The following is a 22,396-nucleotide window of genomic DNA, read 5'->3' on the forward strand; positions in this document are numbered from 1 at the left end:
TGTCCGGCAGGCCTTGTATTTCCTCTCATCACCCCCAATATCTACCGCAACGCTTGCGCCTTTATTCTATGGCGTGAATAATTTCGGTAATGACCGTTTTATTACGCCGTGTGGCCACAGGTCAGTTAACCAAATAAAGAGGAACAGTTTGAACATAGATACGCGTGAAATTAGCCTTGAGCCCGCAGACAACGCTCGCCTGCTGAGCCTGTGCGGGCCGTTTGATGACAACATCAAACAACTGGAGCGACGTCTGGGTATCGAAATCAATCGTCGCGATAACCATTTCAAACTCACCGGACGCCCAATCTGCGTCAACGCCGCGGCAGATATTCTCCGCAGCCTGTATGTTGATACCGCCCCGATGCGCGGTGAGATCCAGGATATTGAACCTGAACAGATCCACCTGGCCATCAAAGAGGCGCGCGTGCTTGAGCAGAGCGCGGAAAGCGTGCCGGACTATGGCAAAGCCATCAACATCAAAACCAAACGCGGCGTGATTAAGCCTCGTACCCCGAACCAGGCACAGTACATCGCCAATATTCTCGACCATGACATCACCTTTGGCGTGGGTCCGGCGGGTACGGGTAAAACCTATCTGGCCGTTGCTGCTGCTGTCGATGCGCTTGAGCGTCAGGAGATCCGCCGTATCCTGCTGACCCGCCCTGCTGTAGAAGCCGGTGAGAAACTCGGCTTCCTGCCGGGCGATTTAAGTCAGAAAGTGGACCCCTACCTGCGCCCGCTGTACGACGCGCTGTTCGAAATGCTCGGCTTCGAGAAAGTTGAAAAGCTCATTGAACGTAACGTGATTGAAGTCGCCCCGCTGGCCTACATGCGTGGCCGTACGCTTAACGACGCGTTCATCATTCTGGATGAGAGCCAGAACACCACCATCGAACAGATGAAGATGTTTCTGACGCGTATTGGCTTTAACTCGAAAGCGGTTATTACCGGTGACGTCACTCAGATAGACCTGCCGCGTAACACCAAATCGGGTCTGCGTCACGCCATCGAAGTGCTGGCCGAGGTAGACGAAATCAGCTTTAACTTCTTCCACAGTGAAGATGTGGTACGCCACCCGGTGGTCGCGCGTATCGTTAACGCTTATGAGGCCTGGGAAGAGGCAGATCAGAAGCGCAGGGCCGAGCTGGCCGCAGAACGTAAGCGCGAAGCGCAGGAGCATGAACAGAAATGAGTCAGGTGATCCTCGATTTACAGCTGGCCTGTGAAGATAATTCCAGCATGCCAGAAGAGGCACAGTTTCAGAAATGGCTGGATGCCGTTATCCCCCAGTTTCAGGAAGAATCAGAGGTCACGATTCGCCTGGTGGATGAAGCAGAAAGCCATGAGCTCAACCTGACCTATCGCGGGAAAGATAAGCCGACCAATGTGCTCTCTTTCCCGTTCGAAGCCCCTCCGGGCATTGAGATGCCGCTGCTGGGCGATCTGATCATCTGCCGTCAGGTGGTTGAGCAGGAAGCCAAAGAGCAGCAAAAGCCGCTGGAAGCGCACTGGGCACACATGGTGGTGCACGGTAGCCTGCATCTTCTGGGTTACGACCATATTGAAGATGACGAAGCGGAAGAGATGGAATCCCTCGAGACAGAGATAATGCTTGCTCTGGGCTATGAGGATCCGTACATTGCCGAGAAAGAATAGTCAGTCACTGACTACCATGCCGCCGCGCAGGGACATAGCGCGGCGGTTAACGTTGAACTAACAAGAGAACCCTTAACAAACGCCATGAGCGACGACAATTCACACAGTAGCGACACGACAACCACTAAAAAGGGATTTTTCTCCCTCATCCTGAACCAGCTTTTCCACGGCGAACCGAAAAACCGTGATGAACTGCTGGAGCTGATTCGTGATTCCGGGCAGAACGACCTTATCGACGAAGATACGCGCGAAATGCTCGAAGGGGTGATGGACATCGCCGACCAGCGCGTCCGCGACATCATGATCCCCCGCTCGCAGATGATTACCCTGAAACGCAACCAGACGCTGGACGAGTGCCTCGATGTGATTATCGAATCGGCTCACTCACGTTTCCCGGTCATCAGCGAAGACAAAGATCACATCGAAGGGATTTTGATGGCGAAAGATCTGCTGCCGTTTATGCGCAGCGATGCCGAAGCCTTCAGTATGGAAAAAGTGTTACGCCCGGCCGTGGTTGTGCCGGAAAGTAAGCGTGTGGATCGGATGCTGAAGGAGTTTCGCTCCCAGCGCTATCACATGGCGATTGTTATTGATGAATTTGGTGGCGTTTCCGGTCTGGTCACAATCGAAGACATCCTTGAGCTGATCGTGGGCGAAATCGAAGATGAGTATGACGAAGAAGAGGATATCGACTTCCGTCAGCTGAGCCGCCACACGTGGACCGTGCGCGCGCTGGCCTCCATTGAAGACTTCAATGACACCTTTGGCACCAGCTTCAGCGATGAAGAAGTGGACACCATTGGTGGTCTGGTGATGCAGGCCTTCGGCCATCTTCCGGCCCGCGGTGAAACCGTTGACATCGATGGTTACCAGTTCAAGGTCGCAATGGCTGACAGCCGACGTATTATTCAGGTTCATGTCAGAATGCCGGACGACTCACCGGTGCCAAAACTGGAAGATTAATGTAAATGGCATTTGCCCCACTCTTTGAACGCCAGCGCGTCCGTTTGCTGCTGGCGCTGTTACTCGGAGCCAGCGGTACGCTGGCTTTTTCTCCTTACGATATCTGGCCAGCCGCTATTCTCTCCCTGATGGGGCTACAGGGTCTTACCCTGAACCGTCGTCCGGTACAGGCCGCGGCCATAGGCTACTTCTGGGGGCTGGGGCTGTTTGGCTCTGGTATCAACTGGGTCTACGTCAGTATCGCGCAATTTGGCGGAATGCCGGGGCCGGTTAACGTCTTCCTGGTTGTGCTGCTCGCCGCCTATCTTTCGCTCTACACTGGCCTGTTCGCCGGTATTCTATCTCGTCTGTGGCCTAAAACGACCTGGCTGCGCGTCGCGATAGCGGCTCCCGTTGTCTGGCAAATCACCGAATTTCTGCGCGGCTGGGTACTGACCGGCTTCCCGTGGTTGCAGTTCGGCTATAGCCAGGTGGACGGCCCGCTGAAAGGTCTGGCTCCCGTCATGGGCGTGGAGGCGATTAACTTCCTGCTCATGGCGGTCAGCGGCCTGCTGGTGCTGGCTCTGGTGACACGTAACTGGAAGCCGCTGGTTGCCGCGTTAATCCTGTTTGCCCTGCCTTTCCCACTGCGTTATATCCAGTGGTTCACGCTGGAGCCCGCGCGCGCCACGCAGGTATCGTTGATACAGGGCGATATCCCGCAGTCATTGAAATGGGATGAGAATCAGCTGCTGAACACGCTGAAAATCTACGCCAATGCTACTGAAAAGGTGATGGGTAAATCGCAGCTCATCATCTGGCCTGAGTCTGCGATCCCGGATCTGGAGATCAATCAGCAGCCCTTCCTGAAGATGATGGACGATCTGCTGCGCGCGCGCGGCAGTACGCTGATTACCGGAATTGTGGATGCGCGTCTCAATCAGCAGAACCGCTATGACACGTACAACACGATCATTACGCTCGGTAAGGACAGCGAATACAGCTATACCTCCACCAATCGTTACAACAAAAATCACCTTGTACCGTTTGGCGAGTTTGTTCCGCTGGAGTCTATTCTGCGCCCACTGGCACCGTTCTTTGACCTGCCGATGTCCTCATTCAGCCGGGGCCCTTACGTTCAGCCGCAGCTGCATGCGCACGGGTTTGCCCTGACGGCCGCTATTTGCTACGAGATTATCCTCGGCGAGCAGGTGCGCGATAACTTCCGCCCGGACACCGACTATCTGCTGACCATCTCAAACGATGCGTGGTTCGGTAAATCGATCGGCCCGTGGCAGCACTTCCAGATGGCACGAATGCGTTCTCTGGAGCTGGCACGTCCGCTGTTGCGCAGCACCAATAACGGCATCACCGCCGTGATTGGTCCGCAGGGTGAAATCCAGGCCATGATCCCGCAGTTCACCCGTGAGGTGCTGACCACGAAAGTGACGCCAGCTACGGGCCTTACGCCTTATGCGCGCACCGGGAACTGGCCGCTGTGGATCCTGACCACGCTGTTCGGTTTTGCCGCCGTAGTGATGAGCCTGCGTCAGCGTCGTAGATAACCTGGCCCTCTGTTGCCGGGTGGCGGCTACGCCTTACCCGGCCTACTCTCCGGCGCAGCCGCCACCCGACAATTTCCTCCTAAACTTCAATTCTGGCACGCCTGTTGCTTTGTTTAATTACGCAAACGCTGTCTGGCTTAACGTGCAACCTTGTCGCACCAGCATGGATCTCCGGTAGCACCGAAACGGTGCAACGAGAGATTATTGCCTCTGAATGGTGCGGCGCGCTTCGCAAAAATAAACAATAACGCAGCAAAATCTTTACATTAAGCCAGACTAAATGTTAACAAGCTTGCATAACACTGCACTCGCATTGCGCGAGATATAACAACATCACAATGGGTATCAAAGCGTCACTGGCGCTGATAAGAAAGGAGTTGGGTATGCAATTACGTAAACTGGCCACAGCAATGCTGGTTATGGGAATGTCTGCGGGCATCGTTCACGCTGAAGACGCTCCGGCAGCAGGAAGCACTCTCGACAAGATTGCCAAAAACGGCGTGATCGTGGTCGGCCACCGTGAATCTTCTGTCCCGTTCTCTTACTACGACAACACGCAAAAAGTCGTGGGCTATTCACAGGATTACTCCAACGCCATCGTTGAAGCCGTGAAGAAAAAGCTGAACAAACCTGACCTGCAAGTGAAGCTGATCCCCATCACTTCACAGAACCGTATTCCTCTGCTGCAAAACGGCACATTTGATTTTGAATGTGGCTCAACCACCAACAACCTTGAGCGTCAGAAACAGGCCGCTTTCTCGGACACTATCTTCGTTGTAGGCACCCGCCTGCTGACGAAGAAAGGCGGCGATATCAAAGATTTTGCTGACCTGAAAGGCAAAGCGGTTGTCGTGACCTCCGGTACCACGTCCGAAGTGCTGCTGCACAAGCTGAACGACGAGAAGAAAATGGACATGCGCATCATCAGCGCGAAAGATCACGGCGACTCCTTCCGTACCCTGGAAAGCGGTCGTGCCGTTGCGTTTATGATGGATGACGCTCTGCTGGCAGGCGAGCGCGCCAAGGCGAAGAAACCAGACAACTGGGAAATCGTCGGGACTGCGCAGTCGAAAGAAGCTTACGGCTGTATGCTGCGTAAAGGCGATGAAGGCTTCAAAAAGCTGATCGATGACACCATCGCTCAGGCGCAAACCTCTGGCGAAGCGGCAAAATGGTTCGACAAATGGTTCAAGAACCCAATTCCACCAAAAAACCTGAACATGAACTTTGAACTGTCTGACGACATGAAAGCGCTGTTCAAATCACCAAACGACAAAGCTCTTAACTAACTAGAACGACAGGGGCGGGATCTCCTGCCCTCTCGATTGTCGGGAAGCATGGACAGACTATACGTTGAGTGGTCGTTCCCCACTCAGCGCAAAAATTGAGCTTCTCACCAATCTTCGAGGGTAGCGCTGCTACCCTCTTTTTTCTGGAGTTTACTATGTCAATTGACTGGAACTGGGGCATCTTTCTGCAACAAGCCCCGTTCGGCAACACCACCTATCTCGGCTGGCTGTGGAGCGGCTTTCAGGTTACCGTTGCGTTATCGATAACGGCGTGGATTATCGCGTTTCTTGTCGGTTCGCTGTTCGGTATTCTGCGTACCGTCCCTAACCGTTTTCTCTCTTCGATTGGCACGCTCTATGTGGAACTGTTCCGTAACGTTCCGCTGATCGTGCAGTTCTTTACCTGGTATCTGGTGATCCCGGAACTGCTGCCGGAAGATCTCGGCATGTGGTTCAAGGCCGAGCTGGATCCTAACGTACAATTCTTTGTCTCCTCCATGCTGTGTCTGGGACTGTTCACCGCTGCGCGCGTCTGCGAGCAGGTGCGTGCCGCCATACAGTCACTGCCACGCGGACAAAAGAATGCGGCACTGGCGATGGGCCTGACCCTGCCACAAGCCTACCGTTACGTACTGCTGCCTAACGCTTACCGCGTCATCGTTCCGCCGATGACCTCCGAGATGATGAACCTGGTAAAAAACTCGGCCATCGCCTCAACCATTGGTCTGGTAGATATGGCGGCGCAGGCGGGCAAACTGCTGGATTACTCCGCTCACGCATGGGAATCCTTCACGGCAATCACGCTCGCCTATGTTCTGATTAACGCTTTCATCATGCTGGTGATGAACCTGGTTGAACGCAAAGTACGCCTGCCGGGCAATCTGGGGGGCAAATAATGTACGAATTTGACTGGAGTTCCATTGTTCCCTCCATGCCTTATCTGCTGGATGGACTGGCGATCACCTTAAAGATCACCGTAATCGCCATTATCGTCGGTATTGTCTGGGGCACCCTGCTGGCAGTGATGCGCCTGTCGAGCTTTAAGCCGCTCGCCTGGTTTGCTACGGCTTACGTTAACGTGTTCCGCTCCATTCCACTGGTCATGGTGCTGTTGTGGTTTTACCTGATTGTTCCCGGCTTTTTACAGAACGTGCTGGGACTGTCGCCGAAAACCGATATCCGCCTGATCTCTGCCATGGTGGCATTCTCTATGTTTGAAGCCGCCTACTACTCCGAGATCATCCGCGCAGGTATTCAGAGTATCTCGCGCGGGCAGTCCAGCGCTGCGCTGGCGCTCGGTATGACGCACTGGCAGTCCATGAAGCTCATTATTCTGCCGCAGGCGTTTCGCGCCATGGTTCCGCTGCTGCTGACGCAGGGCATCGTCCTGTTCCAGGATACCTCCCTGGTCTACGTGCTGAGCCTGGCAGACTTCTTCCGTACCGCCTCCACCATTGGCGAACGTGACGGAACGCAGGTTGAGATGATCCTCTTCGCAGGCGGGGTCTATTTTGTGATTAGTTTAAGCGCATCGCTGTTGGTCAGCTGGCTGAAGAAAAGGACCGTATAATGATTTCCCTGAAAAATGTTTCTAAATGGTATGGGCACTTTCAGGTGCTGACCGACTGCTCAACAGAAGTGAAAAAAGGCGATGTGGTGGTGGTATGCGGCCCGTCCGGCTCCGGTAAGTCGACGCTTATCAAAACCGTTAATGGGCTGGAACCTGTCCAGCAGGGCGAGATTGTCGTTAACGGCACCAAAGTGAATGACCGCAAAACCAACCTTGCCCAGCTTCGCTCCCACGTTGGGATGGTGTTCCAGCATTTTGAGCTGTTCCCTCACCTCTCCATCATTGAGAACCTGACGCTGGCGCAGGTGAAAGTGCTGAAGCGCGACAAAAAAGCGGCGCGTGAAAAGGGACTGAAGTTGCTGGAACGCGTCGGGCTGTCTGCACATGCGGATAAGTTCCCGGCGCAGCTTTCAGGTGGCCAACAGCAGCGCGTGGCAATCGCGCGTGCGCTGTGCATGGATCCGGTGGCGATGCTGTTTGATGAGCCGACGTCCGCGCTCGATCCTGAGATGATCAACGAAGTGCTGGACGTTATGGTGGAACTGGCGCACGAAGGGATGACCATGATGGTGGTGACGCACGAAATGGGCTTCGCCCGTAAAGTGGCCAACCGTGTGATCTTCATGGATGAAGGGAAAATTGTTGAAGACTCACCGAAAGAAGAGTTCTTCGCAAATCCTAAATCTGAACGTGCAAAAGACTTCCTCGCCAAAATCCTGCATTAATCTTTTCAGTGCGCAATCTGCGGATTGCGCACTGCTTCACGCTTTAGATCTCTTTTTCTATTCGGCATCACATCGCAGCGTTAACCTTGTCACAAATAATGCTAAGAATGGAGAACGCCATGGCACAGCCTATTATTCTCGACTGCGATCCGGGTCATGATGACGCAATCGCACTCGTCCTTGCTCTTGCCTCCCCTGAACTGGACGTAAAAGCTGTCACCTCCTCTGCAGGGAACCAGACGCCGGATAAAACCCTGCGAAACGTGTTGCGCATGTTAACGCTGCTAAAACGCACCGATATTCCGGTCGCAGGTGGCGCCATTAAGCCGCTAATGCGCGAGCTGATCATTGCGGATAACGTTCACGGTGAAAGTGGGCTGGATGGCCCGGCGCTGCCGGAGCCGGGTTTCGCACCACAAAACTGTACTGCCGTCGAGCTCATGGCGAAAGTTCTGCGTGAAAGCGCAGAGCCCGTGACGCTGGTGGCGACCGGCCCACAGACCAACGTAGCGCTGCTGCTGAACAGCCATCCTGAACTGCACAGCAATATCGCCCGTATCGTCATCATGGGCGGGGCAATGGGGCTGGGGAACTGGACGCCAGCCGCGGAGTTCAACATCTTTGTTGACCCGGAAGCCGCAGAAATCGTCTTCCAGTCGGGCCTGCCGATTGTGATGGCGGGGCTGGACGTTACCCACCGCGCACAAATTATGGCGCAGGACATCGAACGATTTCGTACTGTGGGTAACCCGGTTGCAACAACCGTGGCAGAGCTGCTCGATTTCTTTATGGTGTATCACAAAGCCGAGAAGTGGGGATTCCACGGCGCCCCGCTGCATGACCCATGCACCATCGCCTGGCTACTGAAGCCGGAAATGTTTACCACGGTCGAGCGTTGGGTTGGTGTGGAAACACAGGGGAAATATACCCAGGGAATGACGGTGGTGGACTATTACTCGCTGACGGGAAACAAGCCGAATACCACAGTGATGGTGGATATCGATCGGAAAGCGTTTGTGGATTTGCTGGCGGAGAGGCTGGCTTATTATATTTAGGCCGGCAAGCAAAAAAACAATTGGGCATTCCAGGCAGTTCTGTCGCCTGATGCCCACGACATATCTCTCTCCTGCAAAGAATCTCCTGAAATCAATGTTCATAAAGTAAGCAAATAAAAAATCCTTTATGATTTTAGCTAACCCCTCAAGTTTTCATTCATAACAACAATTATAACTTACGACCAATTCAACTCAATAATAAATAGGAGACATTTTTTGCGATTTTTTTTCAAAAATCAGATAAGCATCGCTTTGTTTAATAATGACATGCTCGATGATCGAATGATCATAGCAAAGGAGCAGTTATGTATTACAGCGAAGAGATCATTAAGCGCATTGGAACTGATAAAGAGCTAGCTGTTCGTTTAGATAAAGCATTAATGGGGGTTAAACAGGGTGTTGTAGATTATGTAAACGGTCTTGGTGACGCCACAACACGGTTACTTTATTATACATCCTGTCTTACAGACAACTATCAGGATGTATGTAAAAAACTTGGGTCTGAAGATATAAGGTTTATTTGCGCTCTGTATGAACTTATCAAGCATAGAGATATTATATTCAGGATGTTGAAAATATATATTGAAACTATCCTAAAAAATAAAAACGAGACAGAAAAGAAAACAATTCTTCAGAAACTAACACCATTTACAACAAATTATTCTATTAAATACATTTCAAAAAATGGTTTAATTTACGCTGTAGCGTCGTATATATGCTACGAGAACAAGATGAATTTAGCTGTACAAAATGCATTAATGAAAAAAATAGGAAGCAGAGTCGGGTGGATTGTAGGGGGATTAAATATTTATGGAATTGTACAACGTGCTGCTGAGAGTGCAGATAATCTGAAAAATTTCTGTCCTTTATTTTATAATGCATTATACATGGAAGGTTTAGAAATGATGTATTTTTTAATAGAGCCCATAATCATGAAGTCAGGTTATTTAAATATTAACACGGCATCTGATGAAGAAATTGTCAGAGCACTAAAAAGAATGATGTGACAATGCTTACTTTAATAAATAGCTTTTTGAGGAGTTGTATACGCCGTTTTTTTAATAGCATAAAAGATGATTGCATTAATAATATTATAGGTTTTGGAATGATTTCCCTTATCGCCATAATTTCCATTTCTGTTTCGGCTCTCATCGACAATAATAAAATAGCATTCGGAATTATCGCTTTAATAGTGACACTTATACTTTTGCCAATATTGTTTTATAAAGGAAAATAATCAAATGTCTATACCGGCGCATATTTGGCTCACCGATGACAACGGCTCACCTTTGATTGGTGAATGTTTAATGCCAACACGATTGGGTTCAACTGAACTTAAATCGTTCAACCATTCCGTATGGATCCCGACAGATCATAACACCGGCAAACTCACGGGAACTCGCCTTCATGTGCCGATCAGATTTGAAAAAGAAATAGACCGTCTAACACCATACTTATTCAGGGCTGTATGTCAGGGAAGAATATTGAAAGAAGCTGTAATAAAAATGTATAAGATTAATGACGCTGGAATCGAGATGGAATATTTTAATATAATACTGGAAAACGTAAAGATAACACAAATTTCTCCTGTTCTATTCCCAATAGGTATTGCAAGTAAACATATGGAAGAAGTTGAAATTCGATATGAATCTATAGAATGGAAATATACTGATGGAAATATAATGTTCAAAGATTTGTGGAATGAAAGAGTCATAGCATAAAAGAAAAGGACTGCTGGAGTTGCTTTCTGTTTTGCTTTTACCTTGTGCGGCCTGATGCCCTCACCCCGCCCTCACCCACAGGGAGAGGGTTCCCCACAAATTAATGCGAGCACTGAGCAATCCCCTCGCCCCTCCGGGGAGAGGGTTAGGGTGAGGGGAACATACGGCGGTGGTGGTCATTCCGTTCACTTTATGTTCCTTGCTACTCTGTAACGACATGACCGGTGAACGTGCCAGGGTGGCTCAGTCGCCACCACCCTGGCGACCCGGGCTCCCGGCGGTAAATCGCCGCTTCGCGGTGCCCTCGGCTTATTCCTTCCGGCTTATCGGGTACGGGCGGAGGCAACGTCCCTGTAAAGCCGCCCTCTCGGCGCATCCCTGCGCCTCGCCCTGGCCTGCAGGAAACGCCTCAGCGATTTACAGCCGGACCAGGGCATCGCTGACAGCCCTCAGTCATTTAGAAAGCAACTTTATTGCTTCTGCATAAAAAAATTACTGGGGATCCCTCAGCCCTGTGGGAGAGGGGCAGGGTGAGGGCATCAGGCCGCACTATTCTGAGCAACAAAAACAAAAAAGCCCGCAGAGCGGGCTTGTTTGTTTTAAGTGGCTGGGGTGCAGGGATTCGAACCCCGGAATGCTGGTATCAGAAACCAGAGCCTTACCGCTTGGCGACACCCCAATTGCGTTAAACAAACTGCTTAACGACTTTAAAGTGGCTGGGGTACGAGGATTCGAACCTCGGAATGCCGGAATCAGAATCCGGTGCCTTACCGCTTGGCGATACCCCAACAATGTTCAGTTTACCGAATCGTATTCGATAACATAAATATGGTGGCTACGACGGGATTCGAACCTGTGACCCCATCATTATGAGTGATGTGCTCTAACCAACTGAGCTACGTAGCCAGTACTGCAATCTTCGATGGCTGGGGTACCTGGATTCGAACCAGGGAATGCCGGTATCAAAAACCGGTGCCTTACCGCTTGGCGATACCCCAATACCGCGGAGAACCGCATGATCGAAGAAATATGGCTGGGGTACCTGGATTCGAACCAGGGAATGCCGGTATCAAAAACCGGTGCCTTACCGCTTGGCGATACCCCATCCGTGCAACGCTTACCTGGGAATGGTGCGGGAGGCGAGACTTGAACTCGCACACCTTGCGGCGCCAGAACCTAAATCTGGTGCGTCTACCAATTTCGCCACTCCCGCAAAAAAGATGGTGGCTACGACGGGATTCGAACCTGTGACCCCATCATTATGAGTGATGTGCTCTAACCAACTGAGCTACGTAGCCATCTTTTTTTCGCGTTACCTTATCGGCGTTGCGGGGCGCATTATGCGTATAGACCCTTGCAGCGTCAACACCTTTTTCAATGAAAATAGCCGGAATGTGACTGTTTGGTTAGGTTGCGAACAGCGAGGCCGAATATTCGACAATTATTGGTTATTAATCGATTTTATGCGGGGAAAAGAGAGGCAAAAAAATCAGGCCCCGGAGGGCCTGATGATACTCTGAACATTATTTATAGGCAGACTGGTGAACGCCCACTGCGCGTCCTGACGGATCGTTCATGGCTTTGAAGGATTCATCCCATTCAATGGCTTTAGCAGAAGAGCAGGCGACCGATGGACCACCCGGTACGCACTCGGCTGCACTTGGAACCGGGAACAGCTCCTCAAAGATCTCACGGTACAAATACGCTTCTTTCGAGGCTGGCGTGTTGTACGGGAAGCGGAAGCTCGCAGTTTCCAGTTGTTGATCAGAAACCTGTTTTGCCGCCACCTCTTTCAGGGTGTCGATCCAGCTGTAACCCACGCCATCGGAGAACTGCTCTTTCTGACGCCACGCCACGCTCGCCGGCAGGTAGGATTCAAAACATTCACGCAGGATATGTTTCTCCATTTTGCCGTTGCCGCACATTTTGTCCTGCGGGTTGATGCGCATCGCCACATCGAGGAATTTCTTATCGAGGAACGGCACGCGGGCTTCCACACCCCAGGCGGACATCGCTTTGTTGGCGCGCGCGCAGTCAAACATGTGCAGCGCCTGTAGCTTACGCACCGTTTCTTCATGCAGCTCTTTGGCGTTCGGTGCTTTGTGGAAATAGAGATAACCGCCAAACACTTCGTCAGAACCTTCGCCGGAGAGCACCATCTTGATGCCCATCGCTTTGATCTTCCGCGACATCAAATACATCGGCGTGGAGGCGCGAATGGTGGTCACATCATAGGTTTCAATGTGATAGATCACATCGCGGATCGCATCCAGACCTTCCTGTACGGTGAAGTGAATTTCATGGTGCACCGTGCCGAGATGGTTCGCCACTTCCTGGGCGGCTTTCAGGTCAGGTGCCCCTTCCAGACCCACGGCAAAGGAGTGCAGCTGCGGCCACCAGGCTTCAGAGCGCTCCTGATCTTCCACGCGACGTGCGGCGAATTTCTTGGTGATCGCGGAGATCACGGAGGAGTCCAGACCGCCGGAGAGCAGTACGCCGTAGGGTACGTCTGACATCAGGTGGCTTTTCACTGACTCCTCTAGTGCCTGACGCAGTTCGGCTTTGTCCGTCACGTTGTCTTTCACCGCCTCATAATCAAACCAGTCGCGCTGGTAGTACGGGCGGATCTCGCCGTCTTTACTCCACAGGTAGCTACCTGCCGGGAACTCTTTGATGGTGCGGCACACCGGTACCAGGGCTTTCATCTCTGAGGCAACGTAGAAGTTACCGTGTTCATCGTGTCCCATGTACAGCGGGATAATACCAATATGGTCGCGGCCAATCAGGTAAGCGTCTTTTTCGCTGTCGTACAGCGCGAAGGCGAACATACCTTGCAGGTCGTCGAGGAACTCCGGGCCTTTCTCCTGATACAGCGCCAGGATCACTTCGCAGTCTGAGCCGGTCTGAAACGCGTAGCGATCGCCGTACTCAGCGCGCAGCGCCTGATGGTTGTAAATTTCACCGTTAACAGCAAGCGCGTGCGTTTTTTTCTCGTTATACAGCGGCTGTGCGCCAGCGTTGACATCAACAATGGAAAGACGTTCGTGAGCCAGAATCGCTTTATCGCTGGCGTAAACGCCTGACCAGTCCGGACCGCGATGGCGCATCAGGCGGGACAATTCGAGTGCTTTTTTACGCAGTTCGCCCGCGTCAGTTTTAATATCCAGTACGCCAAAAATAGAACACATAACCTTCTCCGTTAACCCTGTTGCGTTGTGATGTTGCTTGCTTATGAAAATGCCGCAAAAAGGGGAGGGGGCGCAAGCGTTTTACCGATGAAAACGTAAAAAGTGCAATGGCAATTGCCGAATCTTAAAAAAAGAGTATGCATTAAGCCATTCTATTGATGATTTCTCAATGAAGAGCTGATTTCGTTAGATGAAGTGATATTTTCAGGCAGCAGAAATGAAAAACCACGCCCTGAGGCGTGGTTCTGAATCAAATAACGTCGATTTCGTCGACAGAGGGGTAAATCCAGCTTGGCCGGAACGGCATCGTATCAATGTCATCAAGCTGTGAAACGCCAGAAAGCACCAGGATGGTTTCAAGCCCGGCCTGGAAGCCGGCCAAAATATCGGTGCGCAGGTTGTCGCCAACAATGACGGTTTCTTCTGAGTGTGCCTGCATCGTATTCAGTGCAGCGCGGATGATCCACGGGCTCGGTTTGCCGACTACAAACGGCTTACGGCCTGAGATTTTTTCGATACCGGCGCACAGCGCACCGCAGGCGGGATAAAAACCACGACCATGCGTATCCGGGTTAGTGGCGATAAAACGTGCACCATTGGCGACAAAGTAGGCTGCTTTATGCATCATCTCCCAGTTAAAGGAGCGCGTTTCGCCCACGATGACAAAGTCCGGATTCACGTCGGTGATGGTGAAGCCCGCTTTATACAGCTCGTGGATCAGCGCGCCTTCGCCAACCACGTAGGCTTTTTTGCCTTCCTGACGCTTCAGGAAATCCGCGGTCGCCATCGCAGAGGTATAAAACACGCTGTCCGGGACATTGACGCCCGCGGTAGCAAAGCGATTTGCCAGATCCTGACCAGTCTGTGAAGGGTAGTTCGTGAGAAGAACCAGTGGCATTCCTTTGTCGATGATGTGGTGAAGAAACTCCGCAGCACCTGGCACGGCAACGTTGTCGTGCATCAGCACGCCGTCGATATCACAAATTACATTCTTAATGGTCATGGACAATCCGACATCAAAAAAAGAAGGCGTTACTATAAGGTCCGATCAGGATTCCAGCAAATGTTGCAGCAGGATCCCGTTGAGCATGGCACGTTTTACCAGGGCGAATGCGCCAATTGCCGAGCGGTGATCGAGCGTAGATCGCACCACCGGCAAATTCTGGCGAAATGCCTTCAGCGCCTGGGTATTGATGCAGCCTTCAATGGCAGGCAGTAATACTTTTTCGGCTTCAACGATCTCGCCGGCAATCACCACTTTTTGCGGATTAAACAGGTTGATGGCAATGGCGATAGTCTTACCCAGGTGGCGTCCTACCTGTTCGATCACTTCGCAGGCCAGCGCATCGCCTTTGTTTGCCGCTTTGCAGATGGCACCGATCTTACAGTCGCCCAGCGTGACGCGGCTCTGATAACCCTGCTCCAGCAGGTGGCGGACGCGATGTTCAATGGCGGCATTGGCGGCAACGGTTTCAAGACAGCCAAAGTTACCGCAGTGGCAGCGCTCGCCAAGCGGTTCCACCTGGATATGACCGATCTCGCCTACGTTACCGTTACGACCAATAAAAATGCGGCCATTCGAGATGATACCCGCACCTGTACCACGGTGAACGCGCACCAGAATAGAGTCTTCGCAGTCCTGGCTCGCACCAAAGTAGTGCTCCGCCAGCGCCAGCGAGCGGATATCGTGACCAACAAAGCAGGTCAGCTTGAAGCGTTTTTCCAGCGCCTCAACCAGCCCCCAGTTCTCTACTTTAATATGCGGCATGTAGCGAATAACGCCGCTTTCCGGGTCAACCAGACCGGGTAAAATCACCGAGATGGCGATGAGTTCACGGATCTTGCGCTGACAGCTTTCGATAAACTGCGCGATGGTATTCAGTAACGCGTGTTCGAGCGTCTCCTGCGTGCGCTCAGGAAGGGGGTAATGCTCTTCGGCAATGGCCTTGCTGCTCAGATCGTAGAGCGTAAGCGTGGTGTCATGACGGCCTAAGCGAACGCCAATGGCCTGAAAATTGCGGGTTTCAGTGACGATGGAAATCGCGCGGCGGCCGCCGGTGGAGGCCTGCTGATCCACTTCTTTGATCAGGCCGCGCTCAATAAGCTGACGTGTAATTTTTGTCACGCTGGCGGGAGCAAGCTGGCTTTGTTCGGCTATCTGAATGCGTGAGATTGGCCCGTGCTGGTCAATCAGGCGATAAACTGCCGCGCTGTTAAGTTGTTTAACGAGATCGACATTACCGATTTGAGCTTGTCCGCCTGGTGTCATACTTTTACTTACTCAGTGACGACCTCGTTACCATTAACGATGGTCTTAATAATTTTATAATCGTGTGTGAACGCCGTCAGGTTTGCAACCATACCTGGCGCAATACCGCCGAGCTGTTTATCGACGCCAATAGCGCGCGCCGGATAAAGCGTGGCCATGCGCAGCACTTCCTCAAGCGCAATGCCGCAATGTTCAACGAGGTTACGTACCCCTTCGATCATCGTCAGAGAAGAACCGCTCAGCGTGCCGTTCTCATCCACACACAGTCCATTCCGGTAGTATATTGTTTTACCAGCAAAAATGAACTGGTCAATATTCGCTCCTGCCGGAGCGGTAGCATCCGTGACCAGGCAGAGCTTGTCGCCTTTAAGGCGCTTGGCGTTGCGGATGTTGGTGTAATCGACATGCAAGCCGTCGGCGATAATGCCGCAGTAGACGTCTGGTTCATCCAGAATTGCGCCAACCAGTCCCGGTTCGCGACCGGTAATATACGGCATCGCGTTATAAAGGTGTGTGGCAAATGTAATACCTGCGCGGAAACCGGCCTTCGCCTCTTTCAGCGTCGCGTTCGAATGGCCCGCAGATACCACAATCCCGGCGGCGGCCAGTTTGCTGATAACGTCCGTGCCGGTCATTTCCGGTGCCAGCGTCACTTTAGTGATCACATCGGCATTGGCGCACATGTAATCCACCAGCTCGGCATCCGGTTTGCGCACGTAGTTCGGGTTATGGGTGCCTTTCTTGACCATATTCAGCCATGGTCCTTCCAGGTGCAGACCCAGCGCCTGATTCGGATGTTTTGCCAGGTATTCGCGCATGACGCGGATACCCTGTTTCATCAGGTCATCGCTGCTGGTAATCAGTGTTGGCAGATAGCTGGTGCAGCCCGATTTCTCGTTGGCTTTTTGCATGATTTCCAGCGTTTCAACCGTTACCGCCTCTGCGGTATCGTTAAACTGGACACCGCCGCAGCCGTTAAGCTGTACGTCGATGAAACCGGGGGAGATTACTGCTCCATTGAGGGAACGTTGTTCGATCTCCGGCGGCAGTTCCGCCAGCGGGCAAACACGTTCAATCAGGCCATTGGCGATTACAATCGCATGGTCATCCAGAATTTCATGGCCGGTATAAATCCGACCGTGGGTTAAAGCGTACATATCGACCCCCGGTTAAAAAAGCGACCGCCCCTGATAAAAGAGGCGGTTATTCAATTACAGACCTTTAATGTTCTCAGCTTCCAGCTCGTTGAAGTATTTCAGCGTTTTCACTTTCAGCTCCATGGTGGACGGTTCGTCACACACGACAACCGCTTTTGGATGCAACTGTAAGCAGCTGATCGTCCACATATGGTTCACGTTGCCTTCAACGGCAGCCTGAAGCGCTTGCGCTTTCACTGCGCCCAGCACCAGAATCATCACTTCTTCGGCATCCAGCAGTGTACCCACACCCACGGTCAGCGCGTATTTAGGCACCTGATTGACGTCGCCGTCAAAGAAGCGGGAGTTAGCCACACGCGTGTCATGGGTCAACGTTTTAATACGGGTACGGGAAGCCAGTGAAGATGCCGGTTCGTTGAACGCGATATGACCATCGTTGCCTACGCCGCCCATAAACAGGTGGATTTTACCGTAAGAACGGATTTTTTCTTCATACTGACGGCATTCTGCGTCAATATCAGGCGCGTTTCCATTCAGCAGGTTAATGTTTTCAGCCGGAATATCAACGTGATCGAAGAAATTACGGTGCATAAAGCTGTGGTAACTTTCCGGATGTTCCTTTGGCAGGCCGACATATTCGTCCATGTTGAAGGTCACAACATGTTTAAAGCTAACCTGGCCCGCTTTGTGCATTTCAACCAAAGCCTTATACGCGGTCAGGGGAGTACCACCGGTTGGAAGACCGAGTACGAAAGGACGATCGGCTGTTGGTTTGAACGCGTTGATGCGGTTAACGATATGACGAGCAGCCCATTTTCCGACTTGTTCAGCTGTTGCCAGGGGAATCAGTCTCATTATTCACCTCTAAAGTTTAAGTAAAAGTGGGCGGATGATTAGTGCAACCTGAACTAAGCGTAACCTGGAACCTTTCAGGCCGGATCAATCCGTCTTGATTTTTTGAATGATAAAATAAGTTTTCGTGGTTAGCCAGTGAAAGGGAGGGTTTAATACGATATTTGGTGACAATAATCACAAAAAATAGGTGTTTAATTTGCGATACGAATTAATTTTTCACACACTCACACTGCCAGTGAATCATCAACAGTATCTATCGTTCGTGACACAATAAAAACATAGTTTATGCGCGAGTCTTAACAAAGGGTCTCGTAGGGGGAATAGGATGAATATTTTAGGTTTTTTCCAGCGCCTCGGTAGGGCTTTGCAGCTCCCTATCGCCGTGCTACCGGTTGCAGCATTGCTGCTGCGATTCGGGCAACCCGATCTTCTTAATGTGCCGTTTATTGCCCAGGCAGGCGGCGCCATTTTTGACAACCTTGCGCTGATTTTCGCCATCGGCGTGGCGTCAAGCTGGTCAAAAGACAGCGCCGGTGCAGCGGCACTGGCAGGGGCGGTAGGTTACTTCATCCTCACGAAAGCGATGGTAACCATCAACCCGGAAATCAACATGGGTGTACTGGCGGGTATCATTACCGGTCTGGTCGGTGGCGCCGTGTACAACCGCTGGGCGGGTATCAAACTGCCTGACTTCCTGAGCTTCTTCGGCGGTAAACGTTTTGTGCCGATTGCGACGGGCTTTTTCTGTCTGATCCTCGCCGCCATCTTTGGCTACGTTTGGCCACCGGTTCAGCATGCTATCCATGCGGGTGGCGAGTGGATCGTGTCTGCGGGCGCAATGGGCGCGGGCATCTTCGGTTTCATTAACCGTCTGCTGATCCCAACCGGTCTGCATCAGGTACTGAACACCATCGCCTGGTTCCAGATTGGTGAGTTCACCAACGCGGCTGGCGCGGTATTCCACGGTGATATCAACCGCTTCTACGCAGGCGACGGCACCGCGGGCATGTTCATGTCCGGCTTCTTCCCAATCATGATGTTTGGTCTGCCTGGCGCCGCGCTGGCAATGTACCTGGCTGCGCCGAAAGCGCGTCGCCCAATGGTTGGCGGGATGCTGCTGTCCGTTGCGATCACCGCCTTCCTGACCGGCGTGACCGAGCCACTGGAATTCCTGTTCATGTTCCTGGCTCCGCTGCTGTATCTGATGCACGCGATCCTGACCGGTATCAGCCTGTTCGTTGCCACCCTTCTGGGTATCCATGCAGGCTTCTCCTTCTCCGCAGGCGCTATCGACTATGTGTTGATGTACAACCTGCCAGCGGCAAGCAGCAACGTCTGGATGCTGGTGGTGATGGGCCTGATCTTCTTCGTTATCTACTTCGTTCTGTTCAGCGCAGTTATTCGTATGTTTAACCTGAAGACGCCGGGCCGCGAAGATACGAAAGATGATGTTGTGACCAGTGAAGCCAACAGCAATACCGAAGAGGGTTTAACCCAGCTGGCAACCAGCTATATTGCCGCTGTGGGTGGCACCGACAACCTGAAAGCGATCGATGCCTGTATTACCCGTCTGCGTCTGACCGTGGGCGACTCCGCGCGCGTGAGCGATGCAATGTGCAAACGCCTTGGTGCGTCTGGTGTGGTGAAGCTGAACAAACAAACCATCCAGGTTATCGTGGGTGCGAAAGCCGAATCTATCGGCGATGAAATGAAAAAAGTGGTTGCCCGTGGGCCGGTCGCTGCCGCCTCAACGGATAACGCGCCAGTAGCTGACGCGCCGGTTGCAAAACCGCAGGCTGTGCCAAATGCGGTGACCATCGCTGCGCTGGTTTCTCCGGTGACAGGTGACGTTGTTGCGCTTGAGCAGGTGCCTGACGAAGCGTTCGCCAGCAAAGCGGTCGGTGATGGCGTGGCGGTGAAACCAACGGACAAAACCGTGGTCTCTCCGGCAGCCGGTACTATCGTGAAAATCTTCAACACCAACCACGCGTTCTGCCTGGAAACGGAAAAAGGCGCGGAGATCGTTGTCCATATGGGTATCGATACCGTTGCGCTGAACGGTCAGGGCTTTACTCGCCTGGTGGAAGAGGGCGCTGAAGTGGCGGCAGGCCAGCCGATTCTGGAAATGGATCTGGAGTTCCTGAACGCCAACGCGCGCTCCATGATAAGCCCGGTAGTGTGCAGTAACATCGACGACTTCAGCGGTCTGGTGATCCAGGCGCAGGGGCAGGTAGTTGCAGGCCAAACGCCACTGTATGAGATTAAAGGCAAGTAATCGCTCCTGAGTAGAGTTATGCCTTTAGCGGCGGGGGATATCCTCCGCCGCTTTTTTTTGCAGCAATTGCCCCCATTATTTTCTTCCGGGACGTTTTAAGGGTTGTCACTACGTCCGGCTTATAAGATCATATGCCGTTATACGTTGTTTACGCTTTGAGGAATCCACGATGAGTGAGGCAGAAGCCCGCCCGAGTAACTTTATTCGTCAGATCATCGATGAAGATCTGGCCAGTGGTAAGCACACCACAGTCCACACGCGTTTCCCGCCGGAGCCAAATGGCTACCTGCACATTGGTCACGCCAAATCGATCTGCCTGAACTTTGGTATTGCGCAAGACTACCAGGGGCAGTGCAACCTGCGTTTCGATGACACCAACCCAGTAAAAGAAGACATCGAATACGTTGAGTCGATTAAAAACGACGTGCAATGGCTGGGCTTCAACTGGTCTGGCGATATCTGCTACTCCTCAGACTATTTCGATCAGCTGTATGCCTATGCGGTTGAACTGATTAACAAGGGTCTGGCATACGTCGACGAGCTCTCTGCTGACGAAATCCGTGAATACCGCGGTACGCTGACTCAGCCCGGTAAGAACAGTCCGTTCCGCGATCGTAGCGTGGAAGAGAACCTGGCGCTGTTTGAAAAAATGCGTGCCGGTGGCTTTGAAGAAGGTAAAGCGTGTCTGCGTGCCAAAATCGATATGGCGTCTCCGTTCATCGTGATGCGCGATCCGGTGCTGTACCGCATTAAGTTCGCAGAACACCACCAGACCGGTAACAAGTGGTGCATCTACCCGATGTACGACTTCACCCACTGCATCAGCGATGCGCTGGAAGGCATTACGCACTCTCTGTGCACGCTGGAATTCCAGGACAACCGTCGTCTGTACGACTGGGTGCTGGATAACATCACCATTCCTGTGCATCCGCGTCAGTACGAGTTCTCTCGTCTGAACCTGGAATACACCGTGATGTCCAAGCGTAAGCTGAACCTGCTGGTCACTGACAAGCACGTTGAAGGCTGGGACGACCCACGTATGCCGACCATCTCTGGCCTGCGTCGTCGTGGCTACACCTCCGCCTCCATTCGTGAGTTCTGCAAACGTATCGGCGTCACCAAGCAGGACAACACCATCGAAATGGCGTCTCTGGAATCCTGCATTCGTGAAGACCTGAACGAAAACGCGCCGCGCGCGATGGCGGTGATCGATCCAGTGAAACTGGTTATCGAAAACTATCCGCAGGGCGGGAGCGAACTGGTCTCTATGCCTAATCATCCGAACAAACCGGAAATGGGCACCCGCGACGTGCCGTTCAGCGGTGAAATCTGGATCGATCGTGCCGACTTCCGCGAAGAAGCGAACAAGCAGTACAAGCGTCTGGTGCTGGGCAAAGAAGTACGTCTGCGTAACGCCTATGTAATCAAAGCCGAGCGCGTAGAGAAAGATGCGGAAGGTAACATCACGACCATCTTCTGTACGTACGACGCAGAGACGCTGAGCAAAGATCCGGCGGATGGCCGTAAAGTGAAAGGCGTAATCCACTGGGTGAGCGCGCAGCATGCGCTGCCGGTTGAGATCCGTCTCTACGACCGTCTGTTCAGCGTGCCTAACCCAGGCGCAGCGGAAGACTTCCTGGCGGTTATTAACCCTGAGTCTCTGATTATCAAGCAGGGGTATGCCGAGCCGTCTCTGAAAGCCGCTGAAGCCGGTAAAGCGTTCCAGTTCGAACGTGAGGGTTATTTCTGCCTGGACAGCCGTTACAGCACGGCAGAAAAACCGGTATTTAACCGTACCGTGGGTCTGCGTGATACCTGGACTAAGATCGGCGAATAATAACGCTGCTCTGGTCAATGAGAAACAAACGCCGCGTAATGCGGCGTTTTTTTATTTAACGATCATGTCGTTAAGCATCGGGATAATCTTTTAAAGCCAACATTCCAGGTCAATGTGGTGCTACTTATTTTATTTAAAAAAAGTTCGTTGTTTTTCAAAAACAAAAACGCTGAAAAATATATTCTCAATCTCAATGTTACTTACTGAAAATTAGCATATTCCCCCGCCAGTACTCGCTTCACGGTAAATGTTACAAAGCACTACGAAATATGTGCTCTTCGTCATAATC

The 22,396-nt window shown here is 52.1% G+C and carries 18 protein-coding genes and 7 tRNA genes; 13 read left to right on the forward strand and 12 right to left on the reverse strand.

All coding sequences use genetic code 11. The features are described 5' to 3' along the window. The first annotated feature begins 148 nt into the window (after positions 1 to 148). From ACOTXC_RS20820 to ACOTXC_RS20870, 11 genes are all read left to right on the forward strand, one after another. The gene (locus tag ACOTXC_RS20820; protein WP_022647440.1) at positions 149 to 1,195 is read left to right on the forward strand and encodes a PhoH family protein; all 1,047 of its coding nucleotides are present in this window, start codon (positions 149 to 151) and stop codon (positions 1,193 to 1,195) included. After that, entirely contained in the window at positions 1,192 to 1,659 is a 468-nt protein-coding gene (gene ybeY, locus ACOTXC_RS20825) for an rRNA maturation RNase YbeY (RefSeq protein ID WP_069596357.1), read from the forward strand. Before ACOTXC_RS20820 ends, ybeY begins: the two co-directional genes overlap by 4 nt. Before the next feature lie 84 nt (positions 1,660 to 1,743). Beyond that, positions 1,744 to 2,622, forward strand: coding sequence for a CNNM family magnesium/cobalt transport protein CorC (gene corC, locus ACOTXC_RS20830; RefSeq protein ID WP_003858679.1), 879 nt, complete (start codon positions 1,744 to 1,746; stop codon positions 2,620 to 2,622). 5 nt (positions 2,623 to 2,627) lie between these two features. Continuing rightward, the gene (lnt, locus tag ACOTXC_RS20835) at positions 2,628 to 4,166 is read left to right on the forward strand and encodes an apolipoprotein N-acyltransferase (protein WP_022647439.1); all 1,539 of its coding nucleotides are present in this window, start codon (positions 2,628 to 2,630) and stop codon (positions 4,164 to 4,166) included. Between the two features lie 383 nt (positions 4,167 to 4,549). After that, entirely contained in the window at positions 4,550 to 5,455 is a 906-nt protein-coding gene (locus tag ACOTXC_RS20840) for an amino acid ABC transporter substrate-binding protein (RefSeq protein WP_022647438.1), read from the forward strand. A 155-nt stretch (positions 5,456 to 5,610) separates the two neighbouring features. Further along, a complete protein-coding gene (gene gltJ / locus ACOTXC_RS20845) occupies positions 5,611 to 6,351 on the forward strand; it encodes a glutamate/aspartate ABC transporter permease GltJ (RefSeq protein ID WP_015571133.1) in 741 nt (246 codons plus the stop codon). After that, entirely contained in the window at positions 6,351 to 7,025 is a 675-nt protein-coding gene (gene gltK, locus ACOTXC_RS20850; RefSeq protein ID WP_022647437.1) for a glutamate/aspartate ABC transporter permease GltK, read from the forward strand. The genes gltJ and gltK overlap by 1 nt, the downstream gene beginning before the upstream one ends. Beyond that, positions 7,025 to 7,750, forward strand: coding sequence for an amino acid ABC transporter ATP-binding protein (locus ACOTXC_RS20855; protein ID WP_006809622.1), 726 nt, complete (start codon positions 7,025 to 7,027; stop codon positions 7,748 to 7,750). The genes gltK and ACOTXC_RS20855 overlap by 1 nt, the downstream gene beginning before the upstream one ends. 119 nt (positions 7,751 to 7,869) lie before the next feature. Beyond that, positions 7,870 to 8,805 (forward strand): pyrimidine-specific ribonucleoside hydrolase RihA, encoded by a 936-nt coding sequence (gene rihA, locus ACOTXC_RS20860; RefSeq protein WP_046618893.1) that lies wholly within the window; start codon positions 7,870 to 7,872, stop codon positions 8,803 to 8,805. 305 nt (positions 8,806 to 9,110) lie between these two features. Continuing rightward, positions 9,111 to 9,812, forward strand: a complete 702-nt coding sequence (locus ACOTXC_RS20865; RefSeq protein ID WP_421767944.1) for a hypothetical protein — start codon at positions 9,111 to 9,113, stop codon at positions 9,810 to 9,812. A gap of 234 nt (positions 9,813 to 10,046) precedes the next feature. Continuing rightward, positions 10,047 to 10,526: an Hcp family type VI secretion system effector gene (locus ACOTXC_RS20870; RefSeq protein ID WP_023299591.1), complete on the forward strand. Its 480-nt coding sequence runs from the start codon at positions 10,047 to 10,049 to the stop codon at positions 10,524 to 10,526. 604 nt (positions 10,527 to 11,130) lie between these two features. Here the strand turns inward: ACOTXC_RS20870 and ACOTXC_RS20875 are convergent. From ACOTXC_RS20875 to nagB, 12 genes are all read right to left on the reverse strand, one after another. Next, positions 11,131 to 11,205 (reverse strand) — tRNA-Gln (locus ACOTXC_RS20875). 34 nt (positions 11,206 to 11,239) lie between these two features. Next, a tRNA-Gln gene (locus ACOTXC_RS20880) sits at positions 11,240 to 11,314 on the reverse strand. 41 nt (positions 11,315 to 11,355) lie between these two features. Beyond that, positions 11,356 to 11,432, reverse strand: a tRNA-Met gene (locus ACOTXC_RS20885). 17 nt (positions 11,433 to 11,449) lie between these two features. Further along, positions 11,450 to 11,524 (reverse strand) — tRNA-Gln (locus ACOTXC_RS20890). 32 nt (positions 11,525 to 11,556) lie between these two features. Further along, positions 11,557 to 11,631: transfer RNA gene (locus tag ACOTXC_RS20895), tRNA-Gln, on the reverse strand. A 23-nt stretch (positions 11,632 to 11,654) separates the two neighbouring features. Continuing rightward, positions 11,655 to 11,739 (reverse strand) — tRNA-Leu (locus ACOTXC_RS20900). Positions 11,740 to 11,747: 8 nt separating this feature from the next. Next, positions 11,748 to 11,824: transfer RNA gene (locus tag ACOTXC_RS20905), tRNA-Met, on the reverse strand. A gap of 225 nt (positions 11,825 to 12,049) precedes the next feature. Continuing rightward, entirely contained in the window at positions 12,050 to 13,714 is a 1,665-nt protein-coding gene (gene asnB / locus ACOTXC_RS20910; RefSeq protein WP_015571128.1) for an asparagine synthase B, read from the reverse strand. A gap of 250 nt (positions 13,715 to 13,964) precedes the next feature. After that, positions 13,965 to 14,717 (reverse strand): ribonucleotide monophosphatase NagD, encoded by a 753-nt coding sequence (nagD, locus tag ACOTXC_RS20915; protein WP_126490799.1) that lies wholly within the window; start codon positions 14,715 to 14,717, stop codon positions 13,965 to 13,967. A 45-nt stretch (positions 14,718 to 14,762) separates the two neighbouring features. Then, a complete protein-coding gene (gene nagC / locus ACOTXC_RS20920; protein WP_022647442.1) occupies positions 14,763 to 15,983 on the reverse strand; it encodes a DNA-binding transcriptional regulator NagC in 1,221 nt (406 codons plus the stop codon). 8 nt (positions 15,984 to 15,991) lie between these two features. Then, on the reverse strand, positions 15,992 to 17,140 hold the full coding sequence (gene nagA / locus ACOTXC_RS20925; RefSeq protein ID WP_003858664.1) for an N-acetylglucosamine-6-phosphate deacetylase: 1,149 nt from the start codon (positions 17,138 to 17,140) through the stop codon (positions 15,992 to 15,994). A gap of 54 nt (positions 17,141 to 17,194) precedes the next feature. After that, on the reverse strand, positions 17,195 to 17,995 hold the full coding sequence (gene nagB / locus ACOTXC_RS20930; protein ID WP_003858663.1) for a glucosamine-6-phosphate deaminase: 801 nt from the start codon (positions 17,993 to 17,995) through the stop codon (positions 17,195 to 17,197). Positions 17,996 to 18,320: 325 nt separating this feature from the next. Here nagB and nagE point away from each other — a divergent pair, with 325 nt between their 5' ends. Both nagE and glnS read left to right on the forward strand, forming a co-directional pair. Then, positions 18,321 to 20,270: a PTS N-acetyl glucosamine transporter subunit IIABC gene (gene nagE, locus ACOTXC_RS20935; protein WP_022647444.1), complete on the forward strand. Its 1,950-nt coding sequence runs from the start codon at positions 18,321 to 18,323 to the stop codon at positions 20,268 to 20,270. 169 nt (positions 20,271 to 20,439) lie between these two features. Further along, a complete protein-coding gene (gene glnS, locus ACOTXC_RS20940; protein WP_015571127.1) occupies positions 20,440 to 22,107 on the forward strand; it encodes a glutamine--tRNA ligase in 1,668 nt (555 codons plus the stop codon). Positions 22,108 to 22,396 lie beyond the last annotated feature (289 nt).

Origin of the sequence: Enterobacter cloacae complex sp. IR5428 (assembly GCF_049238585.1) — a bacterium.
GTDB classification, from domain to species: Bacteria; Pseudomonadota; Gammaproteobacteria; order Enterobacterales; family Enterobacteriaceae; genus Enterobacter; species Enterobacter intestinihominis.

Bases quoted from the DNA above. Each gene is read 5' to 3' on its own strand.
- nagE (WP_022647444.1), top strand. From the start codon at position 18,321: ATGAATATTTTAGGTTTTTTCCAGCGCCTCGGTAGGGCTTTGCAGCTC.
- glnS (WP_015571127.1), top strand. From the start codon at position 20,440: ATGAGTGAGGCAGAAGCCCGCCCGAGTAACTTTATTCGTCAGATCATC.
- lnt (WP_022647439.1), top strand. From the start codon at position 2,628: ATGGCATTTGCCCCACTCTTTGAACGCCAGCGCGTCCGTTTGCTGCTG.
- gltJ (WP_015571133.1), top strand. From the start codon at position 5,611: ATGTCAATTGACTGGAACTGGGGCATCTTTCTGCAACAAGCCCCGTTC.
- nagB (WP_003858663.1), bottom strand. From the start codon at position 17,995: ATGAGACTGATTCCCCTGGCAACAGCTGAACAAGTCGGAAAATGGGCT.
- nagC (WP_022647442.1), bottom strand. From the start codon at position 15,983: ATGACACCAGGCGGACAAGCTCAAATCGGTAATGTCGATCTCGTTAAA.
- asnB (WP_015571128.1), bottom strand. From the start codon at position 13,714: ATGTGTTCTATTTTTGGCGTACTGGATATTAAAACTGACGCGGGCGAA.
- ybeY (WP_069596357.1), top strand. From the start codon at position 1,192: ATGAGTCAGGTGATCCTCGATTTACAGCTGGCCTGTGAAGATAATTCC.
- ACOTXC_RS20840 (WP_022647438.1), top strand. From the start codon at position 4,550: ATGCAATTACGTAAACTGGCCACAGCAATGCTGGTTATGGGAATGTCT.
- ACOTXC_RS20855 (WP_006809622.1), top strand. From the start codon at position 7,025: ATGATTTCCCTGAAAAATGTTTCTAAATGGTATGGGCACTTTCAGGTG.
- corC (WP_003858679.1), top strand. From the start codon at position 1,744: ATGAGCGACGACAATTCACACAGTAGCGACACGACAACCACTAAAAAG.
- nagA (WP_003858664.1), bottom strand. From the start codon at position 17,140: ATGTACGCTTTAACCCACGGTCGGATTTATACCGGCCATGAAATTCTG.
- rihA (WP_046618893.1), top strand. From the start codon at position 7,870: ATGGCACAGCCTATTATTCTCGACTGCGATCCGGGTCATGATGACGCA.
- gltK (WP_022647437.1), top strand. From the start codon at position 6,351: ATGTACGAATTTGACTGGAGTTCCATTGTTCCCTCCATGCCTTATCTG.
- ACOTXC_RS20865 (WP_421767944.1), top strand. From the start codon at position 9,111: ATGTATTACAGCGAAGAGATCATTAAGCGCATTGGAACTGATAAAGAG.
- ACOTXC_RS20870 (WP_023299591.1), top strand. From the start codon at position 10,047: ATGTCTATACCGGCGCATATTTGGCTCACCGATGACAACGGCTCACCT.
- nagD (WP_126490799.1), bottom strand. From the start codon at position 14,717: ATGACCATTAAGAATGTAATTTGTGATATCGACGGCGTGCTGATGCAC.